Here is a 20,324-nt window from a genome sequence, read left to right on the forward strand (position 1 = left end):
CTCGCGCGAGCGTGACCGGCGTTTGATCGGGAGAATGCCGGAGCGTGACATTTCTTCATCACCCGGCGCTCGGCGAGCACGCTTTTGCGAAAGATTTCGCCGACTTATGCTGCAGTGCGGCGAAGATCGGCCTTGGCCAGCTCCACCGCGGCTCGCAGGTCGATCTGGGCGAGAAGGCCATTCAGGGCGGGATCGGCGTCGATGGGCCGCTCTTCGCGCAGACCTCGGCCGAGGCGCTCCAGGGCGCCCTCACCCGCTTCGCCCCCCAGCAGGGCCAGTTTCAGCTCGTCCAGCCGATCCAGCAGGCCGCTGCCCCGGCGGATGGCGCGGCGACGGCGTTCCGTGGCGTCCTCGACGCCCTGCAGGGCCATCAGGGCGGACACGCCCGCGACGCCGCCGACGGAGGCGGCCGAGGCCGTCGCGCCCGCGGGGGCTCCCGCGCTGGATGACGGCACGGAAAAGCCGCCGGCCGCCTTCGCGGGACGGGCGCCCTGCGACGAGGACGGGCCTGAGGGGCCGGTGACCTTCATGGAATGCGACTCCAGGACATAGCGGACCATCGGGGGCCGCCAGTCACTGTTTGGTTAACGGCCCGGCAGTTTCTGCCGGATCGACAGGGAGACCAACTGCAACCTGCCCTGTTTTTGCTCACGTTTCTGGTTGGCACGAGGCTGGCATCGTGGCGAGCACAACAGTTCGCGGACACCGTACCGATGCAGAAACTGCTCGCTTCCCTGCTCACCGCCGCCGCCATCGCGGGATTCGCGGGTTCGGCCTCCGCCCAGTCGCGGATCAAGGACATCGCCGCCGTGGAGGGCGTCCGCACCAACCAACTGGTCGGCTACGGACTGGTGGTCGGGCTGAACGGGACCGGCGACAGCCTGCGCAACTGCCCCTTCACCCGCCAGTCGCTGGAAGGCATGACCGAGCGGCTGGGCGTCAACATCCGCGGCTCCAACGCCAACTCCAAGAACATGGCGGCGATCATGGTGACGGCTGAACTGCCGCCGTTCGCCACGCCGGGCTCGCGCATCGACGTGAGCGTCTCGTCGATGTGCGACGCCAAGAGCCTGCTGGGCGGGACCCTGCTGGTCACCAGCCTGCAGGGCGCCGACGGCGAGGTCTATGCCGTGGCGCAGGGCTCGATCCAGACCGGAGCCGTCTCGGCCTCGGGCGGCTCCGGCTCGTCGGTGACGCGCGGCGTCCCGACCGCGGGCCGGATCGCCTCCGGCGCGACGGTCGAGCGCGAAACCGGCTTCCAGCTGGCCAATATGAACGAGGTGCGGCTGACGCTGCGCAATCCGGACTTCACCACCGCCCAGCGCGTCGCCGCCGCCATCAACCAGGTCTATCCGAACGCCGCCCTGGCCGAGAACGGCACCGTCATCGCCCTGCGCGCGCCGGGCCAGATGGGCATGGCGGGCTTCATCAGCCGGGTCGAGAACCTGCCGGTGCAGGTCGATGCCCCGGCCAAGGTGATCATCGACGAGGTCAACGGCGTCATCGTCATGGGCGACGCGGTGCGGGTCTCCACCGTCGCCATCGCCCAGGGCAATCTGACGGTCTCCGTGCAGGAAACGCCGCTGGTTAGCCAGCCCGAGCCCTTCAGCCGCGGCGAGACGGCGGTCGTGCCCCAGTCGGACGTCTCGGTCGAGGAAGAGCTGGGCCGGCAGATGCGGATCGTCGGCGGCGGGGCCTCTCTGTCCGACCTCGTCAACGGCCTCAACGCCCTCGGCGTCAGCCCCCGCGACATGATCAGCATACTGCAGGCCATCAAGGCCGCCGGCGCGCTGCAGGCCGAAATCGAGGTGATGTGAGCATGAGCGACCTGTCCGTCTCCCCTTCCCTGCTCCAGCCGGCCCCGGCGCCGCCCGCCCCCACCGCGCGGATGCGCGAGACCGCCGAGGCGTTCGAGGCCTCCTTCCTGTCGCAGATGCTGAAGCCGATGTTCGAGGGCCTCTCGACCGACGGTCCCTTCGGCGGCGGAGAGGGCGAAAGCACCTGGCGCAGCTTCATGGTCGAGGCCATGGCCAAACAGACGGTCAGGGCCGGCGGCATCGGCCTGGCCGATCAGGTCGTCGCCCAGATGCTGAAGATGCAGGAGCAGGGACAATGACCGGATCCGCCGAACTGAACGCCACCGCCCGGGTGCGGCAGCTGATCGATCTGACGGAGCGGCTGACCGCCAGCCTCGGCGCCGAGGCCAAGGCGTTCGAGGCGCACCGGCCGCAGGACGCCGCCGCCACCCTCGCCGGAACGCAGGACCTCGCCAATGCCTACCGCCGCGAGTCGGCGCAGGTGAAGGCCAATCCCAGCGTGCTGGCCGCCGCTCCGGCGAGCGAGCGCACAGCCCTGATCCGGGTGACCGAAGCCTTCGAGGCGGTGCTGAGCCGGCACTCGCGGGCCATCGAGGCGGCGCGGATAATCTCCGAAGGACTGGTCAAGACCATCGCCGCCGAGGTCGCGGCCCAGCGCGGCAGCCCCTCGGCCTACGGCGCTAGCGGCCGGGCCAATACGGCGGATGGGCGGGCGGTCGCGTTCAATCGCACCGCCTGAGTTCGATCGTCCGCTCGACGCCGACCGCGCGCAGGAAGTCCGGGTCGTGACTGACCACGACCACCGCGCCGTCATAGGCCTGCAACGCCGCCTCGACCGCCGCGATCGAGTCGAGGTCGAGGTGATTGGTCGGCTCGTCGAGAATCAGCAGCTGCGGCGGCCGGGCGCCGTTCATCACACAGGCCAGAGCCGCCCGCAGTCGCTCGCCGCCGGATAGGGTGCCCACCACCCGCTGCGCCGCCGTGTTGCGGAACAGGAAGCGAGCCAGCGCTGCATGGGCGTCGTTGGGGGTCGTGTCGGGGTTCAGACGGCGCCAGGCCTCGATCAGGGTCTCGTCCGGCCGCAGCAGCGCCGCCTCCTGATCCAGCAGGGCCGCGGCGACCGGCCGCTCGAGCGAGCCGCTTGTTGGCTGCAGTTCGCCCGTCATAAGCCGCAGCAGCGTCGTCTTGCCTGCGCCGTTGGCGCCGGTGATCGACACCCGCTCCGGACCGGTCAGACGCAGGGAGATCGGGCCCACAATGCGCCGCCCGTCAGGCGCGTCCCAAGCCGCGGCATCGAGCGCCAGCACAGTCTTGCCCGCGGGGAGCCCGGTGGATGGCATGGGGATGGCCATGGCGCGCACCCGCTCGACCCGCTCACGCGCCTCGTTCAGTTCGGCCTCCGCCTCGGCTGCCTGGCGCTGGGCCAGCAGGTTCTCCCGGGCGCCGGAGTTCTCGGCCCGCTCGGCCATGGCGCCGAGCAGGATCTTCGGCTCGGACTTCTTCGCGGCGAAGGCCCGGCCAGCCTTGTCGCGCCGGGCCTTCTTCTCGACGGCCCGCTGGCCTTCGCGAGAGATCCGGGCGGCGTTGCGCTCGGCGACTTCGAGATCGCGTTCCGCCGCCGCGCGCTCGGCCGCCTTCCGCCGCTCATAGAGGTCGTAGTTCCCGCCGTGGACAGCGGCGCCGAGGCCGGACAGTTCGACGATCCGGTCCATCCGGCGCAGCAGCTCGCGATCATGGCTGACCACGACCGCGCCGCCCTTCCAGCGGCCCACCAGGTCAGCGATGGCGGCGCGGCCGGCGGCGTCGAGGTGGTTGGTGGGCTCGTCGAGAACCAGCAGGTCCGGCTGCCGCAGCAGCAGGCCGGCGAGGCGCACGCGCGTCTGCTCGCCGCCACTGAGCGTCCGCGCGGGCCGGTCGGGATCGAGACCCCCGAGGCCGACGTCGGACAAGGCCGCTGCGATCCGCGTCTCCAGCGTCCAATCGGCGGCGGCGAGATCATCGGAATCACCTTCCCCGGCCAGCACGCGCCCGACGACTGCCATGGCCCGCGCCACGCCGAGCAGCTCGAGCACGGTCTCGCCGGGCCGTATTTCCCGCCTCTGTTCCAGCCAGCCGATGCCGCCCGTTCGCGAGACCGCGCCTTCCGCAGGAAGGGTTTCGCCCGTGACGAGGCGCAGCAGCGTGGTCTTGCCGACGCCGTTGCGGCCGACAAGACCCGTGCGCTCACGCCCGAAGGCGAGGCTCAGCCCGGAGAATAGGGTGTGGCCGTCAGGCGTCCGGGCCGCGACGCGATCGAGCGTCACGAATGCGGATGGGGACGGGCTTGGGACGAGGTTGATTGAGGGCATGGACCAACGCGAGCAGCGAAGCGGAAAGGGCGAAACCAATTCCCAGTGCGCTGATCATGTTCGTCGGGCCTCCAGTGAACTCACTCGAAAGGGAAGGATGGGTGCGAAGCTCCGGGTTCGCAAGTAATTTCGGGGACAGGAACGGCTGACGAAGCCGTTACCGGCTGGTCTGGTTCGGCGTCGCACCCTAGATGGCGGCCATGAGCGAAGCTCCCGACCATCAGGACGCCGCCGCCCGTCGCTCGGCCATGGTCGAGCAGATGCAGGCGGAAACGGGCATCGACGAAGCGATGATCGCCCGGCTCGTCGACGGCTTCTACGAGCGGGTTCGCGCCGACCCGGTGATCGGGCCGGTGTTCAACGACCGTATCACGGCCTGGGAGCCGCACCTGCAGCAGATGCGGCTGTTCTGGTCGTCTGTGGCGCTGATGAGCGGGGCTTACCATGGCCGCCCAATGCCGAAACACCTGCCCCTGCCCGTCGACGCGCGGCATTTCGACCGCTGGTTGGAGCTGTTCGAGGCCACGGCCCGGGAGCGGTGCCCGCCCCTCGCCGCGGAGCACTTCATCGAACGAGCGCAGCGGATCGCCGAGAGTCTGGAGCTCGGCATCGCAGGCGCCAACGGCGTGCTGCTGGCCAAGGGCGAGCGCTATGTGCGGCCCACGGAGGCGTGGAGCCCGGGCGAATAGCGGGGCGTGGCCATGACCGCGCCGTCGTGGCACGGTCGAAGTGGAGGATCCGTCATGCGCCATCTCGCTCTCATCGCCGCCGTCGCCTCGCTCGCCTCGGCCTGCGCCCATGCCCCGACCGCCTCTGTGGCCGCGCCGGACTTTTCTCCGATCGTCAGCGAGTCCGCCCCGGCTCACGCACGCCTCTATGCGGACTGCTTCAGGCAGGCAGCGGACACGGGCAGTTACCGCCGGGCCTCCGACGGCGGCGGCGACGAACTTCTGCTCTTCACCTGCACAGGCACCCCGGCGAAGGCCTTCTATGACGCGCTTGGACCGTGGAGCGCGGAGATCGGCTCGGCCTTCGAGCAAGGCGGTCGGACATACCGGTCGACGGCGCAAGTCGTGGCCAACATGTTCGGCGTCGATTCCTGCTCGGCGCTTGATGGCGCTGATCATCGCTGCATCATCACCTTCAACGCCGGCGATTTCCTGGACGAGTAGCTGCGCGGTCCGCCTCGATGCCAGAATCTGGCAGCAGTCTGGTGCGGCGGACCGTTTGTTCCTACATTGTTCTTGCTGAATCCCGCGAACCAATCCCCATATAGCGCTGTCGCGCCGGAGCTTGCCCGGCCGCTCCGCGTTCCCGGACTCCCAAGCCTCCAGGCCTCATGACCGAAAAGCACAACTTCATCCGCGTGCGCGGCGCGCGCGAACACAATCTCAAGGGCGTCGACCTCGACATCCCGCGCGAGCAGCTGGTCGTGATGACCGGACTGTCCGGCTCGGGCAAGTCGTCGCTGGCGTTCGACACCATCTATGCCGAGGGCCAGCGCCGCTACGTCGAGAGCCTGAGCGCCTACGCCCGGCAGTTCCTCGAGCTGATGGGCAAGCCGGACGTGGATCTGATCGAAGGCCTGTCGCCGGCCATCTCCATCGAGCAGAAGACGACCTCGAAAAACCCGCGCTCCACCGTCGGCACGGTGACGGAAATCCACGACTATATGCGCCTGCTGTGGGCGCGTGTGGGGGTGCCCTATTCGCCCGCAACGGGCCTGCCGATCGAGAGCCAGACCATATCCATGATGGTCGACAAGCTGAGCGCCCTGCCGGACGGCGAGCGCCTGCTTCTGCTCGCGCCGGTCGTGCGCGGGAGGAAGGGCGAATACCGCAAGGAAATCGCCGAATGGCAGCGCGCCGGCTTCCAGCGGCTGAAGATCGACGGCCAGTTCTACGCCATCGAGGACGCGCCGACGCTCGACAAGAAGTTCAAGCACGACATCGACATCGTGGTGGACCGGATCGTCACCAAGGCGGGGCTGGAGAGCCGCTATGCCGACAGCCTGCAGACCGCGCTGGGGCTGGCCGACGGCATCGCCGTGGCCGAATGGGCCAATGCGCCGGAGGGCGAGCAGCCGCGCCGCATCACCTTCTCCGAGAAATTCGCCTGTCCGGTTTCGGGCTTCACGATCAGCGAGATCGAGCCGCGGCTGTTCTCGTTCAACAATCCGTTCGGCGCCTGTCCGGTGTGCGATGGTCTGGGGGTCAAGCTGGCGTTCGACGCCGATCTGGTGATCCCGGACCGCGACAAGACCCTGCACAAGGGTGCTGTGGCGCCGTGGTCGCGCGGGCCGTCGCCGCTCTACACCCAGACGCTGCAGTCGCTGAGCCAGCACTACGGCTTCTCCATGGACAAGCCGTGGCGCGAGCTGCCGGAGCAGGCGCAACGCGCGATCCTGCACGGCACCGGGACCGAGAAGATCAAGTTCCGCTACGACGACAACGCCCGCACCTATGAGGTGTCGAAGGCGTTCGAGGGCGTGTTGCCGAACCTCGAGCGGCGCTGGCGTGAGACCGACAGTGCATGGGTCCGGGAGGAGTTGGGCCGGTTCCAGTCCGAGACCCCTTGCGAGGCCTGCGGCGGCAAACGGCTGAAGCCCGAGGCGCTGGCGGTGAAGATCGCCGGCACGGACATCGCCGAGGTGTCGTGGCTGTCTATCAAGGGCGCCCACGAGTGGTTCACCGCGCTGAACGACAAGCTGACCGACAAGCAGATGGAGATCGGTCGCCGCATCCTGAAGGAGATCACCGACCGGCTGCGCTTCCTGAACAATGTCGGGCTCGACTATCTGAGCCTGTCGCGTTCGTCGGGAACCCTCTCGGGCGGCGAGAGCCAGCGCATCCGGCTGGCGTCGCAGATCGGTTCAGGCCTGACCGGCGTGCTCTACGTGCTGGACGAGCCGTCGATCGGCCTGCACCAGCGCGACAACTCACGCCTGCTGGAGAGCCTGCGCGGGCTGCGCGACCTCGGCAACTCGGTGCTGGTCGTCGAGCATGACGAAGAGGCCATCCTCACGGCCGACTATGTCATCGACATGGGACCGGCCGCCGGCATTCACGGCGGCGAAGTCTGCGCCCAGGGCACGCCCGCCGACGTCATGGCCAATCCGAAGTCGCTCACCGGCAAATATCTGACCGGCGAGCGCGAGATCGATCTGCCGCCCGAGGGCCGGCGCCCTGTCGACCGCAAGAAGATGCTCAAGATCAGCGGCGCGACCGGCAACAATCTGAAGAACGTCACCGGTGAAATCCCCGGCGGGTTGTTCACCTGCGTCACCGGTGTGTCCGGCGGCGGCAAGTCGACCTTCACCATCGAGACTCTCTACAAGGCCGCCGCCCGCCGGCTGCACAATGCCTCGGACGCCCCCGCCCCCTTCGACCGGATCGAGGGGCTGGAGATGTTCGACAAGGTCATCGACATCGACCAGTCGCCCATCGGCCGCACGCCGCGCTCGAACCCGGCCACCTACACCGGCGCCTTCGGCCCCATCCGCGACTGGTATGCCGGCCTGCCGGAGTCGAAGGCCCGCGGCTACGGACCCGGCCGGTTTAGCTTCAACGTCAAGGGCGGGCGCTGCGAGGCCTGTCAGGGCGACGGCCTGATCAAGATCGAGATGCATTTCCTGCCCGACGTCTACGTCACCTGCGACGTCTGCAAGGGCAGGCGCTACAACCGCGAGACGCTGGAAATCGTCTTCAAGGGCAAGAGCATATCCGACGTTCTGGACATGACGGTCGAGGAGGCCGGCAGCTTCTTCAAGGCCGTGCCGTCGATCCGCGACAAGATGCTGACCCTCAACCGGGTCGGCCTGGGCTACGTCAAGGTCGGCCAGTCCGCGACGACTCTCTCTGGCGGCGAGGCCCAGCGGGTCAAACTGTCCAAGGAGTTGTCGAAGCGGGCCACCGGCAAGACCCTCTACATCCTCGACGAGCCGACCACCGGCCTGCATTTCGAGGACACCCGCAAGCTGCTGGAGGTGCTGCAGGAGCTGGTCGAGAACGGCAACACCATCGTGGTGATCGAGCACAATCTCGACGTCATCAAGGTGGCCGACTGGCTGCTGGACTTCGGACCCGAGGGCGGCGACGGCGGCGGCGAGATCGTCGCGATAGGCACCCCCGAACAGGTCGCGGCCAATCCGAAGAGCTGGACCGGCAAATACCTCAAGGAGGTGCTGGACCGGCACGAGACACGCCGCAAGGCGCGGGTTTCGGCGCTGGCGGGCTCGGTCGAGGCCAAGCCCGCGCGCGTGAAGAAGCGGGCCTAGGCGGCGGGCGCTTCCGCGGCGTCCGCGACGACGCCGAAGTCCCGGCTGCGGCCCTTCACGATCAGGACCGCGACGCCGATCAGCAGCACCACGGTCGTGACCGCACTGCCTTCGGGGCCGAAGGCGGCGCCGGTCACCCACCACGGCACGGTGGTCTGGGTGCCGAGGTCGACGATCAGCGGCGTGGCGTCGACGACGTGGCCGGAGACCTCCAGCCCGAAGCCGAGGCCGAGGAGCCAGTTCCAGGCGGCGTGCCAGCCGCACACGCCCCACAACGAGCCTTCACGCGCGGCGTAGAGGCCGATGAAGACGCCGAAGAGGACGACGTTCAGCACGCCGGTCAGCAGTTCCGGCGACGGAGCGATATTGGCGGCATGCAGAAGGCCGAACAGGGCCGAGCTGAGGCCGACGCCCCAGGCGAGGCCGTGACGCGACGCGATCACCTGCATCAGCCAGCCGCGGGTCAGGATCTCCTCGGTTGAGCCCTGGATGACGAACCCGACCATCAGGACGAGGATCGGCAGCAAGGCCGCCCCGACATCGGCCGACGAGAAGGCGCCGCCGGCGTCGATCCGGTAGCCGCCTAGAGCCCAGATGATCCCGACGACGGCGAGCAGGAACGCCAGCCCGATCGCATAGCCCCGCAGGAAGCGCTTCGGGCCGGACCCGTTGAAGCCGATCGTCGCGATGCCCCGCCGCTCGAACAGCGTGACCCAAAGGACAACCACGACCGCCGTGATGGCGAAGCTCGCCAGCATGAAGGCCGTACCCTGCCAGCCGTTCTCGGCGCCTTCGGGCGTCAGGAAGCCGAGCATGACCCCCGGTATGGAGCCGAGGATCTGGCCGGCGATGATGAAGACCACCGCCAGCACGAGCGCGGCGGCGGTCCAGGTGCGGCGATGCCGCGGATGACGAGGTGCGTAGAGTTCGATTCCGGCCATGACTGCTTCGTTGTTGTGCGGTGCGCGCGGTGAAGGTGACGTGGGTTTTCGGTGATCAATCGCCCGCGGGAGCGCCCGTGATGTCCCGGTAGGCGGCGGCGAACGGCGCATAGATCACGCCGACGGTCAGGGCGTAGATCACCGCCTCGACCAAGGCGCTGACGATCACCCACGGGTTGCTGATGTCGAGCGCGGCGGCCATGGCCTCAGGATCGCTGTTCGCGCCTACGGACCATGCTTCATGTCCAACCATCATGCCCAGCGGCATGGTGATGATCCACGACAGCACGCTGATGACCAGCACCATGACGCCGGCGATCACGGCCATCCCCAGCAGCGACCAGAAATGCCCGCGCGTGACCTTGAACGAGTCGAAGAAGGCGAAGCGGTTCTCGGCCACGGTGATCGGAACGGCGAGGCTGAGACGGACAGCGAGCCAGATCATGAAGCCGATACCGGCCAGGACGCCGAGTACGACCAGAAGCCACATCCAGCTTGCCGACGTGGCCGCCGCGACAACCAGAAGGATCGCGACAAGCATCCAGATGCACATCCAGACGCCGACCATCAGGATCGCCAGAACAAGGGTCACGACGAAGACGCGGACTTCGTCCATGCCCAGCCGAAGGTATCCAAAGCCCCCGGCCCGCGGATTCAGCACCGCCCGGGCGACCGCGGCCATCAGCATGGCGCCGATGGCGAGCGACACCGGCAGCAGCCAGGCGAAGTTCAGCATCAGTTCACCAAGGCCTTGGAAGGCCGCCATCACCTGGGCCTGGGAGGCCGGCGTGGAGGCCGAGTCGAGCGCCTCCATGCGCTCGCTCCAAGCTGTCATGGGGCCGATCGCATGGGACATGGCGAACAGGCTGGCGAGGCTCAGCACCGCATACAGCAAGGCCCAAGCGACCAGCGCCAGCGGTTTGCGTCTGACGAGCCGGAAGCCTTCAAACGCGGCGTCACTACCCGAAAAGGCCATTCTTCCCTCCTGTGAGGATGCTGTGGGCGCCGGCCTCAGGCGGCGGTTTCGGTCGCTGGCGCAGGCTTCGGCGCGATCACGTCGCGGTAGAAGGCCGCGAACGGCGTGCTGATGACCGTGAACTGTATGGCGCTAAACCCGGCGATGAAGACGATGTAGGCGATCACCAGCGGCAGGATCGCGCTCCAGTGCGTCTGGGGCGACTGCTCCATCGAAGCGAGGGCGTCCGGCTGGAACGCACTGACACCCACCATCGCCACGAACATCATCAGCACGACCATGGCCATGTAGACGATGAACCAGCGCACCATCGTCGCCGCGCCGAGATCGAGCAGAGTCCAGAAGCGGCCCTTGGTCGCCGCCCACGACCGGCCGAGGGCGAAGCGTCCCTCGGCTACCGTAATCGGAGCGACAAGCGACAGACGGACGGCAAGCCACACCCACAGGATAAGCGCCCCGAAAATAAGCGGATAGATGAGCGCGATCGCCGCGGTCGGCATCGCGCCGCCCGTGCCTGCGTTCGCCATCGCGGCTCCGCCGAAGATGAGGGCCATGACCATGACGAAGGCGAAAATGATCGCCAAGGCGCCGATGGTCAGGACGAGATAGGCTCCAAACAGACGGAGCTCGGCTCCACCGAGTCGCATGTAGAAGAAGCCCGGCTTGTCGGGCGTCAGCACGGCGCGGCAGGTGGCCGCCACCACGACCGCTGCGGCGATCATGCTGAGCGGAATCCCGACCGCATAGACCATCATCAACGATCCGAAGGCGGCCATCGCGGAGGCGGGGTCGTTCTCGACCATCGATGCGCCCTGCATCATCGAGAAGATGGCTGTGCCGCAGAGCAGGACGATGAGCACCAGCATGACCAGATAGGCCAGGCCCCACATCAGGACCGCCAATGGCGCGCGCCGCATGACGCGGAATCCCTCGAACGCAGCGTCCGTGATCGAAAATGGCATCCGCCCCTCCCCCTGTTCCCCGCGGGCATCCTATGGGCCGTTTCAGCGACTCGCCACCGGAATCCCAATTTAAGACCTGGCGCGCCGGACCGGGCAGGCTAGAACCCCGGCCCATGACCACCTCCCCCTCTCCCGTCCATGTCATCGGCGGCGGCCTCGCCGGTTCGGAAGCCGCCTGGCAGATCGCCAGCGCCGGCGTGCCCGTGATCCTGCACGAGATGCGCGGCGTCCCCGGCGTGAAGACCGACGCCCATCACACCGACGGACTGGCCGAACTGGTCTGTTCGAACTCGTTCCGCTCGGACGACTGGGAATATAACGCCGTCGGCCTGCTGCACGCCGAGATGCGGGCGCTGGACTCGGTGATCATGAGCTGCGGCGACGCCAATCAGGTGCCCGCCGGCGGGGCATTGGCGGTGGACAGGGAAGGCTTCTCGCAGGCGGTGACGGCGAAGCTCGAGGCGCATCCGCTCGTCGCCATCGTGCGCGAGGAGATCGCCGGCCTGCCCCCTGAGGACTGGGACAACGTCATCGTCGCTACGGGCCCCCTGACCTCCCCCGCCCTCGCCGAGGCCATCCTGAAAACCACGGGCGAGGAAAGCCTGTCCTTCTTCGACGCCATCGCCCCCATCGTCCACGCCGACTCGATCGACTTCGACATCGCCTGGCGGCAATCGCGCTACGACAAGGAAGGTCCCGGCGGAGACGCGGCGGCCTACGTCAACTGTCCCATGAACCGCGAGCAGTACGACGCCTTCATCGACGCCCTGCTGTCCGGTCCGAAGGCCGAGTTCAAGGACTGGGAGCACGTCCCGTACTTCGACGGCTGCCTGCCTATCGAGGTGATGGCCGAGCGGGGCCGCGAAACCCTCCGTCATGGCCCGATGAAGCCGGTCGGCCTGACCAATCCGCGCGACCCCACGGTCAAGGCGCACGCCATCGTCCAGCTGCGTCAGGACAATGCGCTGGGCACCCTGTTCAACATGGTCGGCTTCCAGACCAAGCTGAAGCACGGCGCGCAGGCGGAGGTATTCCGCATGATCCCCGGCCTGCAGGACGCCCAGTTCGCCCGGCTGGGCGGGCTGCACCGCAACACCTTCCTCAACTCGCCCAAGCTGCTGGACCGCCAGCTGCGTCTGAAGTCCATGCCGCGCCTGCGCTTCGCGGGTCAGGTCACAGGCGTCGAGGGCTATGTCGAAAGCGCCGCCATGGGCCTGCTGACCGGCCGCCTCGCCGCCGCCCAGGCGCAGGGCCGCGAGCTCTCGCCCCCGCCGCCTGAGACGGCCATGGGCGCCCTAGTCGAGCACATCACCGGCGGCCATCTGGAAGGCTCCAAGTTCCAGCCGATGAACATCAACTACGGCCTTCTGCCGCCGCTGGAGGCGCCGAAGGTTGATCCCGAGGGCAAACGGATCAATCCCAAGGACCGCGGCCGGGCCAAGAAGCGACTGATGAGCGAACGGGCCATCGCGGCGTTGAAGGCGTGGCGGGACGCCTGACGACATGGACAGGCGGCGGTTGGTACGACTGGCGGCGCTGGCTCTTGCAGCCGTCGTGGCATGTATCGCCCTCGCCCTCGCGTGGGGTCTGCACACCGCCTGGTCCGCCCCTGTCCAGCGCGACGCGACCGTCGCCTTGCCGGACTGGCCCACCGATGCAGCGCGGCTGAGGGTCGCCCTGATCAGCGACATCCACATCGGAGGGACCAGCATGAGCGCGGGGCGCCTGAGACGCATCGTGAATCAGGTCAACGCGGCCGATCCTGACCTTATTCTGCTGGCGGGGGACTTCGTGAACGGCCATGGCGGCGGGCTCCCGCAGGCGGCGACCGACCTGACCGCGCCGCTGTCCGGAGCCCGCGCTCGCTACGGCGTCTTCGCTGTGCTGGGCAACCACGATTACTGGACCGATCCAGCCGGCGTTCGCGCCGCTTTGGAGCGCGCCGGGATCGTCGTCCTCGACAACCGCGCGGTCCAGGCCGGCCCCGTGGCCTTGGTCGGCGTTTCCGACGCTTTCTCGGATCATGACCGGCTCGACCTCGCTCTCCGGTCCGCGGCCGGCCTGACTGGCCCACGGGTCGTGCTCACCCATTCGCCCGACATGGTCCACGACCTGCCGCCGGAGGCCCGCCTCCTGCTGGCCGGCCATACTCACTGCGGGCAGGTCGTGCTCCCTCTCGTAGGCTCACTGGCCGAGCGCTCGCCACGCGAGGGCATGAGGCACATTTACGATCCGCACTACCGCTGCGGCGTGATCCGCACCCCGGAGCGCACCGTCGTCGTCACCGCCGGGATCGGCGCAGGCTCCGTCCCGGTCCGTATCGGCGCCCGGCCCGACTGGTGGCTGGTGACGCTCGGGCCAGTGGTCCCGTGACGAGCGGCCAGATGCTTTCCCTCCCTGACATCGTCCGCGCCCGCATCCGTCAGAAGATCACCGACGTCTTCAACGACGCCGAACGAGGCGAACGGCCGGTGCTGCGGCGGGCGGACGCCCTGTTTCCGCCGGAGTCGGTGGCGTGGAAGGTCAATGGCGACGTGACCACGATGATGATCGGCGGCGTCTCGGGCCTGCTGCTGCAGATGCTGCATCCGGCGGTGCTGGCCGGCGTATGGGACCATTCCGACTTCCGCGCCGACATGCACGGACGTCTCAGGCGGACGGCGAAGTTCATCGCGGTGACGACCTATGATCACGCCGACGCAGCCCGCGAAGCCATCGACCGCGTCAACCGCATCCATGCGAAGCTGAAGGGCGTCCTGCCCGACGGGACGTCCTACCGCGTCAGCGATCCCGAACTGCTGGCCTGGGTGCACGTCACCGAGACGATCAGCTTCCTCGACGCCTGGATCCGTTACGCGGAGCCGCGCATGTCGCTGGCGGAACAGGACGCATACTTTGCCGAGACCGCCCGCATCGGCGCGGCGCTGCATGCCGATCCCCTGCCCCGCACGCGGTTGGAGGCAGAGGCGCTGATCCAGTCGTACCGGCCGAAGCTCCGCGCCGACGCCCGCACGCATGAGGTCGCCGCCCTGGTGATGCGCCAGACGATCGGCTCGCCCGCGATCGATCTGGCCGCCGGGGTGATCATGCAGGCCGGAATGGACCTGCTTCCCGGGTGGGCCCGCGCCATGCATGCGCCGTCAGCCGCCCTGCCCCGCCCGCTGCTTCGCGGCGGGGCCCTGACGACCGCCCGCGTCCTGCGCTGGGCCTTCAGGGGTTCGCCGAACCGCGCCGTGCACCCGAAGGACGTGACGGACTTCTAGCCGCCCCGGCCGCCGTGCTTCGCGTACTCCAGCCGGGCGATGGTGCGGTTGTGGACCTCGTCCGGGCCGTCTGCGATGCGCAGGGTGCGGACCATGGCGTACATCTCGGCCAGCGGTGTGTCGGACGAGACGCCCGCACCGCCGAACGCCTGGATGGCGTCGTCGATGATCTTCAGCGCCATGCGAGGCGCGGCGACCTTGATCTGGGCGATCTCGGACTTGGCGTTCTTGGCGCCGCCGTTGTCCATCATCCAGGCCGCTTTCAGCACCAACAGGCGGCACATCTCGATCTGGGTCCGGGCCTCGCCGATCCGCTGCTCCCATACCGAATGTTCGGCCAGCTGCTTGCGGAAGGCGGTGCGGCTCAGCAACCGGGCGGTCATCAGCTCCAGCGCCCGCTCGGCTGCGCCAATGACGCGCATGCAGTGGTGGATGCGGCCCGGTCCGAGACGGCCTTGGGCGATCTCGAAGCCCCGCCCCTCGCCGGCGATCAGGTTCTCGACCGGAACGCGGACGTTCTCCAGCACCACCTCGGCGTGGCCGATGGGCTTTTCGTCATAGCCGAACACGGTCAGCATCCGCTCGACCCGGAAGCCGGGCGTGTCGGTCGGGACGAGAATCTGGGACTGCTGGGCATGCGTCGCAGCGTCCGGGTCGGTCTTGCCCATGACAATGCTGATCGCGACGTTCGGGTGGCCCATGTTCGTCGACCACCACTTGCGCCCGTTGATGACGTAATGGTCGCCATCCCGCTCGATCCGCGTCTGGATGTTGGTGGCGTCCGACGAAGCGACCTCCGGCTCCGTCATCAGGAAGGCCGAACGGATCTCCCCCGCCATGAGCGGCTTGAGCCAGCGCGCCTGCTGCTCCGCGTTCCCGTACATATGGAGCACTTCCATATTGCCGGTGTCGGGGGCGCTGCAGTTGAACACCTCGGCCGACCACAGGGCGCGGCCTATCTGTTCGGCCAGCGGGGCGTATTCAAGGTTGGTGAGGCCCGCGCCGTGCTCGCCCGGCAGGAACATGTTCCACAGCCCCGCCTCGCGCGCCTGCGCCTTCATCTCCTCCATCACCGGAGGCTGGCGCGTATGGTCCTCGCGGACTTGGGCCCAGTATTCGGCCGAGCGCGGCAGGACCTTATCGTCCATGAAGCGGCGCACCCGCTCCTGCCAATGCAGGGCCCTGTCGCTGTGGCGGAAATCCATGGTCGTGCTCCGATGCGAAAACGGCGCGGCCCCGTCGGAGCCGCGCCGCTGAAAGTCAGTTCGTCGCCACGCGCCTCAACGCTTCAGCAGCGGGGCCAGCTTCTGGGCGATCATCATGTCGCCGGCGATCTTCAGCTTGCCCTGCATGAAGGCCATCATCGGATCGAGCTGGCCGTTCGACAGGGCCATAAAGTCGTCCCAGGACATGGTGACCGTCGCGTCGGCGGGCTTGTCGTCGTTGGTCACCGTGTTCGGAACCGAGGCGCCGTCGATGAAGATCTTGCCGGCATCGCCGAGGTCGAGCTTGACCGTCTTGCCGAGACCGGAGTTGTCGCCCACGGCGCCGCGGATGTGTTCGGTGACTTGAGCCAGATCGGCCATGGTGCGTCTCCTGAAGAGGTTGAGGCACCGACCTAGACCCGGCGAAGGCGCGTGCCAAGATCACGTCAGGTCAAGTTGTCGACGACGTCGACGGCGACGCTCCCGGAAGAAGACTACCGGGGATCGGCGTAGCGGTCGCGGTCGTCCAGGTCGTCGGGCCTGTCGTAGGGCCCGGCATCCCGCCAGCGCCGGTCGTCGCGTCGCCGCTCGCGGTCCTGATCCCGCCGCCACTCCCACTCGCGACGGCGCGCCTCGCGCTCTTCCCAAGCCTGACGGTCCATCGCCTCGAGGCGGGCGCGGCGGGCGGCCCGCTCGGCCTGATAATCCCGTCTCGGCGCATCGAAGCCGAACCACCGGCCTTCATCCCGGCGCGGACGTGTCTCCGGTTCGGGCTCGGGCGGGCGGGATGTCGTCACTTCCGGAGCCGGACGTGACCATTCCGGCGGCGGCGCCCGATACGAGACCTCCTCCTCGCGGTACTCTCCGGACCTCCATGCCACGTCGGTCATCGCCGGGGACGAAGGGGGCACCCCGTTGAAGCCGGTGACCAGTTCGCCGACGTCGAGCTTCGATCCCGGGACGATCTCCGGCTCCACCGGATGGACCACCTCGATCTTCAGCCGCTCGCCGTCGGTCAGTGGATGGGGCCCCGGCAGATCGATCGCGCGAAGGCCCAGAAGGCCAAAGGCCGCGACCGCAACGCCGGTCAGTGCCACGAGATGTCCGCCACGCACGCGAGAGCGAACCTGGCGGAGGCCGTTTGAAAATCGCGTGAGGCCGGGATGCGGGGACATGATTGCGCCGGAGTGCAGTGACCCCGGTGCAATCCCTCAACGACCATACGGTTCACGAACGCGGGTCGGCCAGATGGCCTTCGTCCTGCAGCCAGAACAAGTCCTCGACCCGCGCCCCCAAAGCTCGGGCGAGCGACAGGGCCAGAATGGTGGACGGGATGAAGACCCCGTTCTCCACCGTATTGATGGTCTTGCGCGACACGCCCGCCTTTTCGGCCAGGTCGGCCTGGGTCAGGCCCGCCGCAGTCCGTGCCTCCTTGAGGCGGGACGCCAGACGCGGATCACCCATCCTGACCCGCCTCCCGATCGAGCCATGCGAAGCGCACGCCGGCCGTCACGCCCGCGGCGGCGAGGGCGAACATCAGGGCGACAGCGCCGGACTCGGGCCGGGCCAGGGCGAATCCGAGCGCGACCGTGGTTCCGACCATCAGAACGAGGAAGGCCATCGTCATCGCGCGGGCCCGGATGACGATGGTCAGTTCGTCCTCGAGGAACTGCCGATTGTGCCGTGACTGGCTGTCCCAGCCCATGGCGATGGCCGCGGTGAGCCAGGCGTAGAGAACGGGCAGAAGCACGGCGAGGTAGTCGCGGAAGGTCTGGTCGCCAGAGACGATCCGGTTGACCGGCTCGACCGCCAGGGCGGCGAACAGAAGCGCCACCGCCGGGAACAGGAACAGCTGCCGCGCGCGCTGGCCCTGCAACCGGTCCCTGCGGGTCTGCGACGCTTCGAGCATCCAGCGAGTGTCGCCGGGTCGCGCACCCCAGGCGACGAGGGCGCCCCCCAGCACGAAAGCGGCGCCCAGCCCGACCGCGAAGCCCGCGCCAGTTCCGGCCTCCCCGCTCTGATCCGCAAAGGCGCCACCCGTCGCCACGGCCGCGAGGCCAATCACGACGAGGGCCAATCCACCGTAGAATTTCCGGGACCGCGCCCGCTTCGCCTTGATCAGTTCCTGCTCGTCCACGTCGACTTCTCCCCGGTGGAATGTCACCTTGAGGTTACTTGTCACCCATGGGTTACACGAGTCAAGAGCCGTTCGACGAGGAGGGACCGGGAGGCGTTGCGGCGCCGCTCGGCCATCCGGTCCTCGTCGTCCTAGAAGGCCGCGCGCAGGGTGACCTGGTACAGGACGCCCGAACGCTCGCTCTCCAGTTCGTACTCGTCGACATCGCCATTGGCGCGGTTGTCGAGGATCTCCTCGATCGAGTCCCCGTCGTATTTGAAGAAGGTCTCGCGCTTCTCCTTGTCGAGCAGGTTCTGGGCCGACAGGCGGATGACGACGCGGTCGCCGAACCGCTTCTCGACGAAGGCCTCCAGATCCTGGTCGTATTCGACCTTCACCAGCTCATCGAGGCCGGACTCATAGCCCTCGTCGCGGCCGTAGAGGCTGGCGCCGAAGCTCGCGCCCCAGGCCGGCAGGTTCTGGATGAAGCCGACGTTCCAGACGTTCTGCGGCTGGTTGCGGAACTGCCGCTCGACGCCGGTGAACGGATCGACCACCTCGCTGTCCAGCCAGGTGTAGTTGAAGAAGACTCCCGTCTCCGGGAGGCCGACGACGTCGAGCGGCGCGGACAGATCGACCTCGATCCCCCAGGTCGTGCCGTCGCCGATGTTGCGCGGTTCGATCAGGTTGTAGGCGTCGTCGCCCGGATCGACCGGGCCGCCATCCTCGTCGACTTCCGTGCCCGTGTCCGTCAGCTCGATCAGGTTCTCGATCTCGCGGTAGAACAGGTTGACGCCGAAGATGCCGCGCGTGCCGAGGCGTCGCTCATATCCAACGTCGAAGCCGTTGGCGAACTCGCTCTCGAGCAGCGGATTGCCGCGCAGGGCGTCCTCGTCCGCCGGCTCCTCGCTGGCGATATAGGGGGCGAGGAAGCTGTATTCCGGACGCCGCTGGGTGCGGGCCCAGGAGGCGCGGAACTGGTCCTGCGCCGTCGGCGACCAGGTCAGGTGCAGCGACGGGAACAGCTCGTCGGCCTCAGACGAGACGACGCCGAGATCGCTGGACACGTCCCGATCCATCATTTCGTAACGCAGGCCGGCGTCGATGGTCAGGGCGTCCGTCGGCTCCCAAGTCAGGCGCGCGAACGGCTCCAGCCGGGTCTCCTCGATGGTGTAGATCGCGCCCGGCGCGGGATCGGGATCGTCGATCGCGCCATTGTCGATGTCGAACTCGACCTCGGCGGCATCCCGCTCCTTGCTCAGATAATCGGCGCCGAGCTTCAGGCGCAGCGCGTCGGGGCCGAAGGTGTAAGCCACGCCGAACTCGTACTCGTCGTCGCTGATGTCGGTCTCGACATATTCGTCCAGTTCCAGCGGATCACCCGCGTCGGCGGCGTCCGCACGGCTTGAACTGTCCTCGCGGAAGGCCGACCAGCCCCCCTTGAAGTCCAGTTCGCCCGGGCCGACGTCGAACTCGCCGTCGACGCCCAGCGCATAGCTCTGCTGGCTGATGCGCTCGGCCTGAACCTCGGTCTCCTCCAGTTCGTCGAACACGCCCGCGCCGTTGTCGACGAAGGTCAGCGAGGTCTCGTCCTCGTCGCGGTTGGTGTCCACGGCCAGGCCGTTGAAGCGCAGGCGGCCCCTGTCGAAGCGGACAGTGTATTCGGCGTTGGCGGACAGGTCCTCGCCGTCGCGCGTGTCGTCCTGCAGTTCGATGTTGTCGAGCACGCCACCGTTCGCCGGATCGTCGTCATAGCGCTCCGAGCGCTTTTCCTTCGGATTGCGTCGGCCCTGATAGTTCAGGGCGGCCCAGAGCGAGGTGTTCGCCGTATTCCCGGCCCACGTGACCGAGCCGGACGGCCGGACCTCGCCGTCGCCGTTCACCAGCACGCCGGCGCGGACCGAGCCGCCCTCGAGCTGCGCGCCTTCCTTGAGCACGACATTGATGGCGCCGCCGATGCCGTCCGAGGGCTGATCCGCCCGCGGGCTGCGGATGATCTCGATCCGCTCGACCAGTTCGGCGGGGATGCGGTCGACGAGGAAGGCGCCGTCGTCTTCCCCGCCCGGCGCGCGGCGGCCGTTGATCAGGATGTTGGTGTAGCCCGGCGGCAGGCCGCGCATCGACACGCCGTCGAACTCCAGCACGTCCGAGGTGAAGGTCACGCCCGGCACCCGCTTCAGCATTTCGCCGACCGAGACGGGCTCGAACGGCTGGAAATATTCGAGGTCGTAGGACAGGATCGGGTTCTCTGCCGTCGTCCGGTTGCGGAATACGATTTCGCCGTTGACGATCACGTCCTCGACCGCCGTGGCGCCGGCGGCTGGCGCGGCGTCCTGGGCGCAGACGCCCCCGGCGAGAGCGAGCGGCGCCAGAGCGGCGCCCAGAAGCAGGTTGAGTTTCATCGCGAGCATCCCCGTGGC

General features: G+C 68.1%; 20 protein-coding genes. 9 read left to right on the forward strand and 11 right to left on the reverse strand.

What is annotated here, in order from left to right:
* Positions 1–104: 104 nt before the first annotated feature.
* The gene (locus tag GGQ87_RS13790; protein ID WP_245161610.1) at positions 105–560 is read right to left on the reverse strand and encodes a flagellar assembly protein FliX; all 456 of its coding nucleotides are present in this window, start codon (positions 558–560) and stop codon (positions 105–107) included.
* Positions 561–713: 153 nt separating this feature from the next.
* Between GGQ87_RS13790 and GGQ87_RS13795 the strand changes: the two genes are divergently transcribed.
* From GGQ87_RS13795 to GGQ87_RS13805, 3 genes are read left to right on the forward strand one after another with little or no spacing between them, the layout of a single operon-like run.
* Positions 714–1,817 carry a flagellar basal body P-ring protein FlgI gene (locus GGQ87_RS13795; RefSeq protein ID WP_168048703.1) on the forward strand — a complete coding sequence of 368 codons (1,104 nt, stop codon included), beginning with the start codon at positions 714–716 and terminating at the stop codon, positions 1,815–1,817.
* Positions 1,818–1,819: 2 nt separating this feature from the next.
* Complete coding sequence (locus tag GGQ87_RS13800) at positions 1,820–2,116, forward strand: rod-binding protein (RefSeq protein WP_168048705.1); 297 nt, start codon at positions 1,820–1,822, stop codon at positions 2,114–2,116.
* Positions 2,113–2,556: a flagellar basal-body protein FlbY gene (locus tag GGQ87_RS13805; RefSeq protein WP_168048707.1), complete on the forward strand. Its 444-nt coding sequence runs from the start codon at positions 2,113–2,115 to the stop codon at positions 2,554–2,556. The genes GGQ87_RS13800 and GGQ87_RS13805 overlap by 4 nt, the downstream gene beginning before the upstream one ends.
* On the opposite strand, the gene GGQ87_RS13810 is transcribed toward GGQ87_RS13805, so the two are convergent.
* Positions 2,540–4,165, reverse strand: a complete 1,626-nt coding sequence (locus GGQ87_RS13810) for an ABC-F family ATP-binding cassette domain-containing protein (protein WP_168048709.1) — start codon at positions 4,163–4,165, stop codon at positions 2,540–2,542. The genes GGQ87_RS13805 and GGQ87_RS13810 overlap by 17 nt on opposite strands.
* 200 nt (positions 4,166–4,365) lie before the next feature.
* Here GGQ87_RS13810 and GGQ87_RS13815 point away from each other — a divergent pair, with 200 nt between their 5' ends.
* The 3 genes from GGQ87_RS13815 to uvrA all read left to right on the forward strand — a co-directional run bounded on the left by GGQ87_RS13815 (position 4,366) and on the right by uvrA (position 8,441).
* On the forward strand, positions 4,366–4,854 hold the full coding sequence (locus GGQ87_RS13815; protein WP_168048711.1) for a group III truncated hemoglobin: 489 nt from the start codon (positions 4,366–4,368) through the stop codon (positions 4,852–4,854).
* 54 nt (positions 4,855–4,908) lie between these two features.
* Complete coding sequence (locus GGQ87_RS13820) at positions 4,909–5,337, forward strand: putative periplasmic lipoprotein (protein ID WP_168048713.1); 429 nt, start codon at positions 4,909–4,911, stop codon at positions 5,335–5,337.
* Between the two features lie 167 nt (positions 5,338–5,504).
* Positions 5,505–8,441, forward strand: coding sequence for an excinuclease ABC subunit UvrA (gene uvrA, locus GGQ87_RS13825; protein WP_168048715.1), 2,937 nt, complete (start codon positions 5,505–5,507; stop codon positions 8,439–8,441).
* Here the strand turns inward: uvrA and GGQ87_RS13830 are convergent.
* Genes GGQ87_RS13830 through GGQ87_RS13840 form a run of 3 tightly spaced genes read right to left on the reverse strand, consistent with a single transcriptional unit; the run spans position 8,438 to position 11,320 of the window.
* Positions 8,438–9,382 carry a CPBP family intramembrane glutamic endopeptidase gene (locus GGQ87_RS13830; protein ID WP_168048717.1) on the reverse strand — a complete coding sequence of 315 codons (945 nt, stop codon included), beginning with the start codon at positions 9,380–9,382 and terminating at the stop codon, positions 8,438–8,440. The genes uvrA and GGQ87_RS13830 overlap by 4 nt on opposite strands.
* Positions 9,383–9,437: 55 nt before the next feature.
* Positions 9,438–10,358: a DUF7847 domain-containing protein gene (locus tag GGQ87_RS13835; RefSeq protein ID WP_168048719.1), complete on the reverse strand. Its 921-nt coding sequence runs from the start codon at positions 10,356–10,358 to the stop codon at positions 9,438–9,440.
* Between the two features lie 35 nt (positions 10,359–10,393).
* Positions 10,394–11,320, reverse strand: a complete 927-nt coding sequence (locus GGQ87_RS13840) for a hypothetical protein (protein ID WP_168048721.1) — start codon at positions 11,318–11,320, stop codon at positions 10,394–10,396.
* A 113-nt stretch (positions 11,321–11,433) separates the two neighbouring features.
* On the opposite strand from GGQ87_RS13840, the gene trmFO reads away from it, so the two are divergent.
* From trmFO to GGQ87_RS13855, 3 genes are read left to right on the forward strand one after another with little or no spacing between them, the layout of a single operon-like run.
* Positions 11,434–12,819, forward strand: a complete 1,386-nt coding sequence (trmFO, locus tag GGQ87_RS13845) for a methylenetetrahydrofolate--tRNA-(uracil(54)-C(5))-methyltransferase (FADH(2)-oxidizing) TrmFO (RefSeq protein ID WP_168048723.1) — start codon at positions 11,434–11,436, stop codon at positions 12,817–12,819.
* A 4-nt stretch (positions 12,820–12,823) separates the two neighbouring features.
* Positions 12,824–13,693, forward strand: a complete 870-nt coding sequence (locus tag GGQ87_RS13850) for a metallophosphoesterase (RefSeq protein WP_168048725.1) — start codon at positions 12,824–12,826, stop codon at positions 13,691–13,693.
* Between the two features lie 11 nt (positions 13,694–13,704).
* Positions 13,705–14,583, forward strand: coding sequence for an oxygenase MpaB family protein (locus tag GGQ87_RS13855; protein ID WP_168048727.1), 879 nt, complete (start codon positions 13,705–13,707; stop codon positions 14,581–14,583).
* On the opposite strand, the gene GGQ87_RS13860 is transcribed toward GGQ87_RS13855, so the two are convergent.
* The 6 genes from GGQ87_RS13860 to GGQ87_RS13885 form a co-directional block, all read right to left on the reverse strand.
* The gene (locus tag GGQ87_RS13860; RefSeq protein WP_168048729.1) at positions 14,580–15,788 is read right to left on the reverse strand and encodes an acyl-CoA dehydrogenase family protein; all 1,209 of its coding nucleotides are present in this window, start codon (positions 15,786–15,788) and stop codon (positions 14,580–14,582) included. The two genes, GGQ87_RS13855 and GGQ87_RS13860, sit on opposite strands and share 4 nt — an antisense overlap.
* A gap of 75 nt (positions 15,789–15,863) precedes the next feature.
* Entirely contained in the window at positions 15,864–16,169 is a 306-nt protein-coding gene (locus GGQ87_RS13865) for an SCP2 sterol-binding domain-containing protein (protein ID WP_168048731.1), read from the reverse strand.
* 113 nt (positions 16,170–16,282) lie between these two features.
* Entirely contained in the window at positions 16,283–16,885 is a 603-nt protein-coding gene (locus GGQ87_RS13870; RefSeq protein WP_168048733.1) for a hypothetical protein, read from the reverse strand.
* Between the two features lie 130 nt (positions 16,886–17,015).
* Complete coding sequence (locus GGQ87_RS13875; protein WP_168048735.1) at positions 17,016–17,252, reverse strand: helix-turn-helix transcriptional regulator; 237 nt, start codon at positions 17,250–17,252, stop codon at positions 17,016–17,018.
* The gene (locus GGQ87_RS13880) at positions 17,245–17,925 is read right to left on the reverse strand and encodes a hypothetical protein (protein ID WP_168048737.1); all 681 of its coding nucleotides are present in this window, start codon (positions 17,923–17,925) and stop codon (positions 17,245–17,247) included. The genes GGQ87_RS13875 and GGQ87_RS13880 overlap by 8 nt, the downstream gene beginning before the upstream one ends.
* 131 nt (positions 17,926–18,056) lie before the next feature.
* Positions 18,057–20,306: a TonB-dependent receptor plug domain-containing protein gene (locus GGQ87_RS13885; RefSeq protein WP_168048739.1), complete on the reverse strand. Its 2,250-nt coding sequence runs from the start codon at positions 20,304–20,306 to the stop codon at positions 18,057–18,059.
* Positions 20,307–20,324: the final 18 nt, after the last annotated feature.

The organism is Brevundimonas alba (genome assembly GCF_011927945.1).
In the GTDB taxonomy this organism is placed as follows: domain Bacteria; phylum Pseudomonadota; class Alphaproteobacteria; order Caulobacterales; family Caulobacteraceae; genus Brevundimonas; species Brevundimonas alba.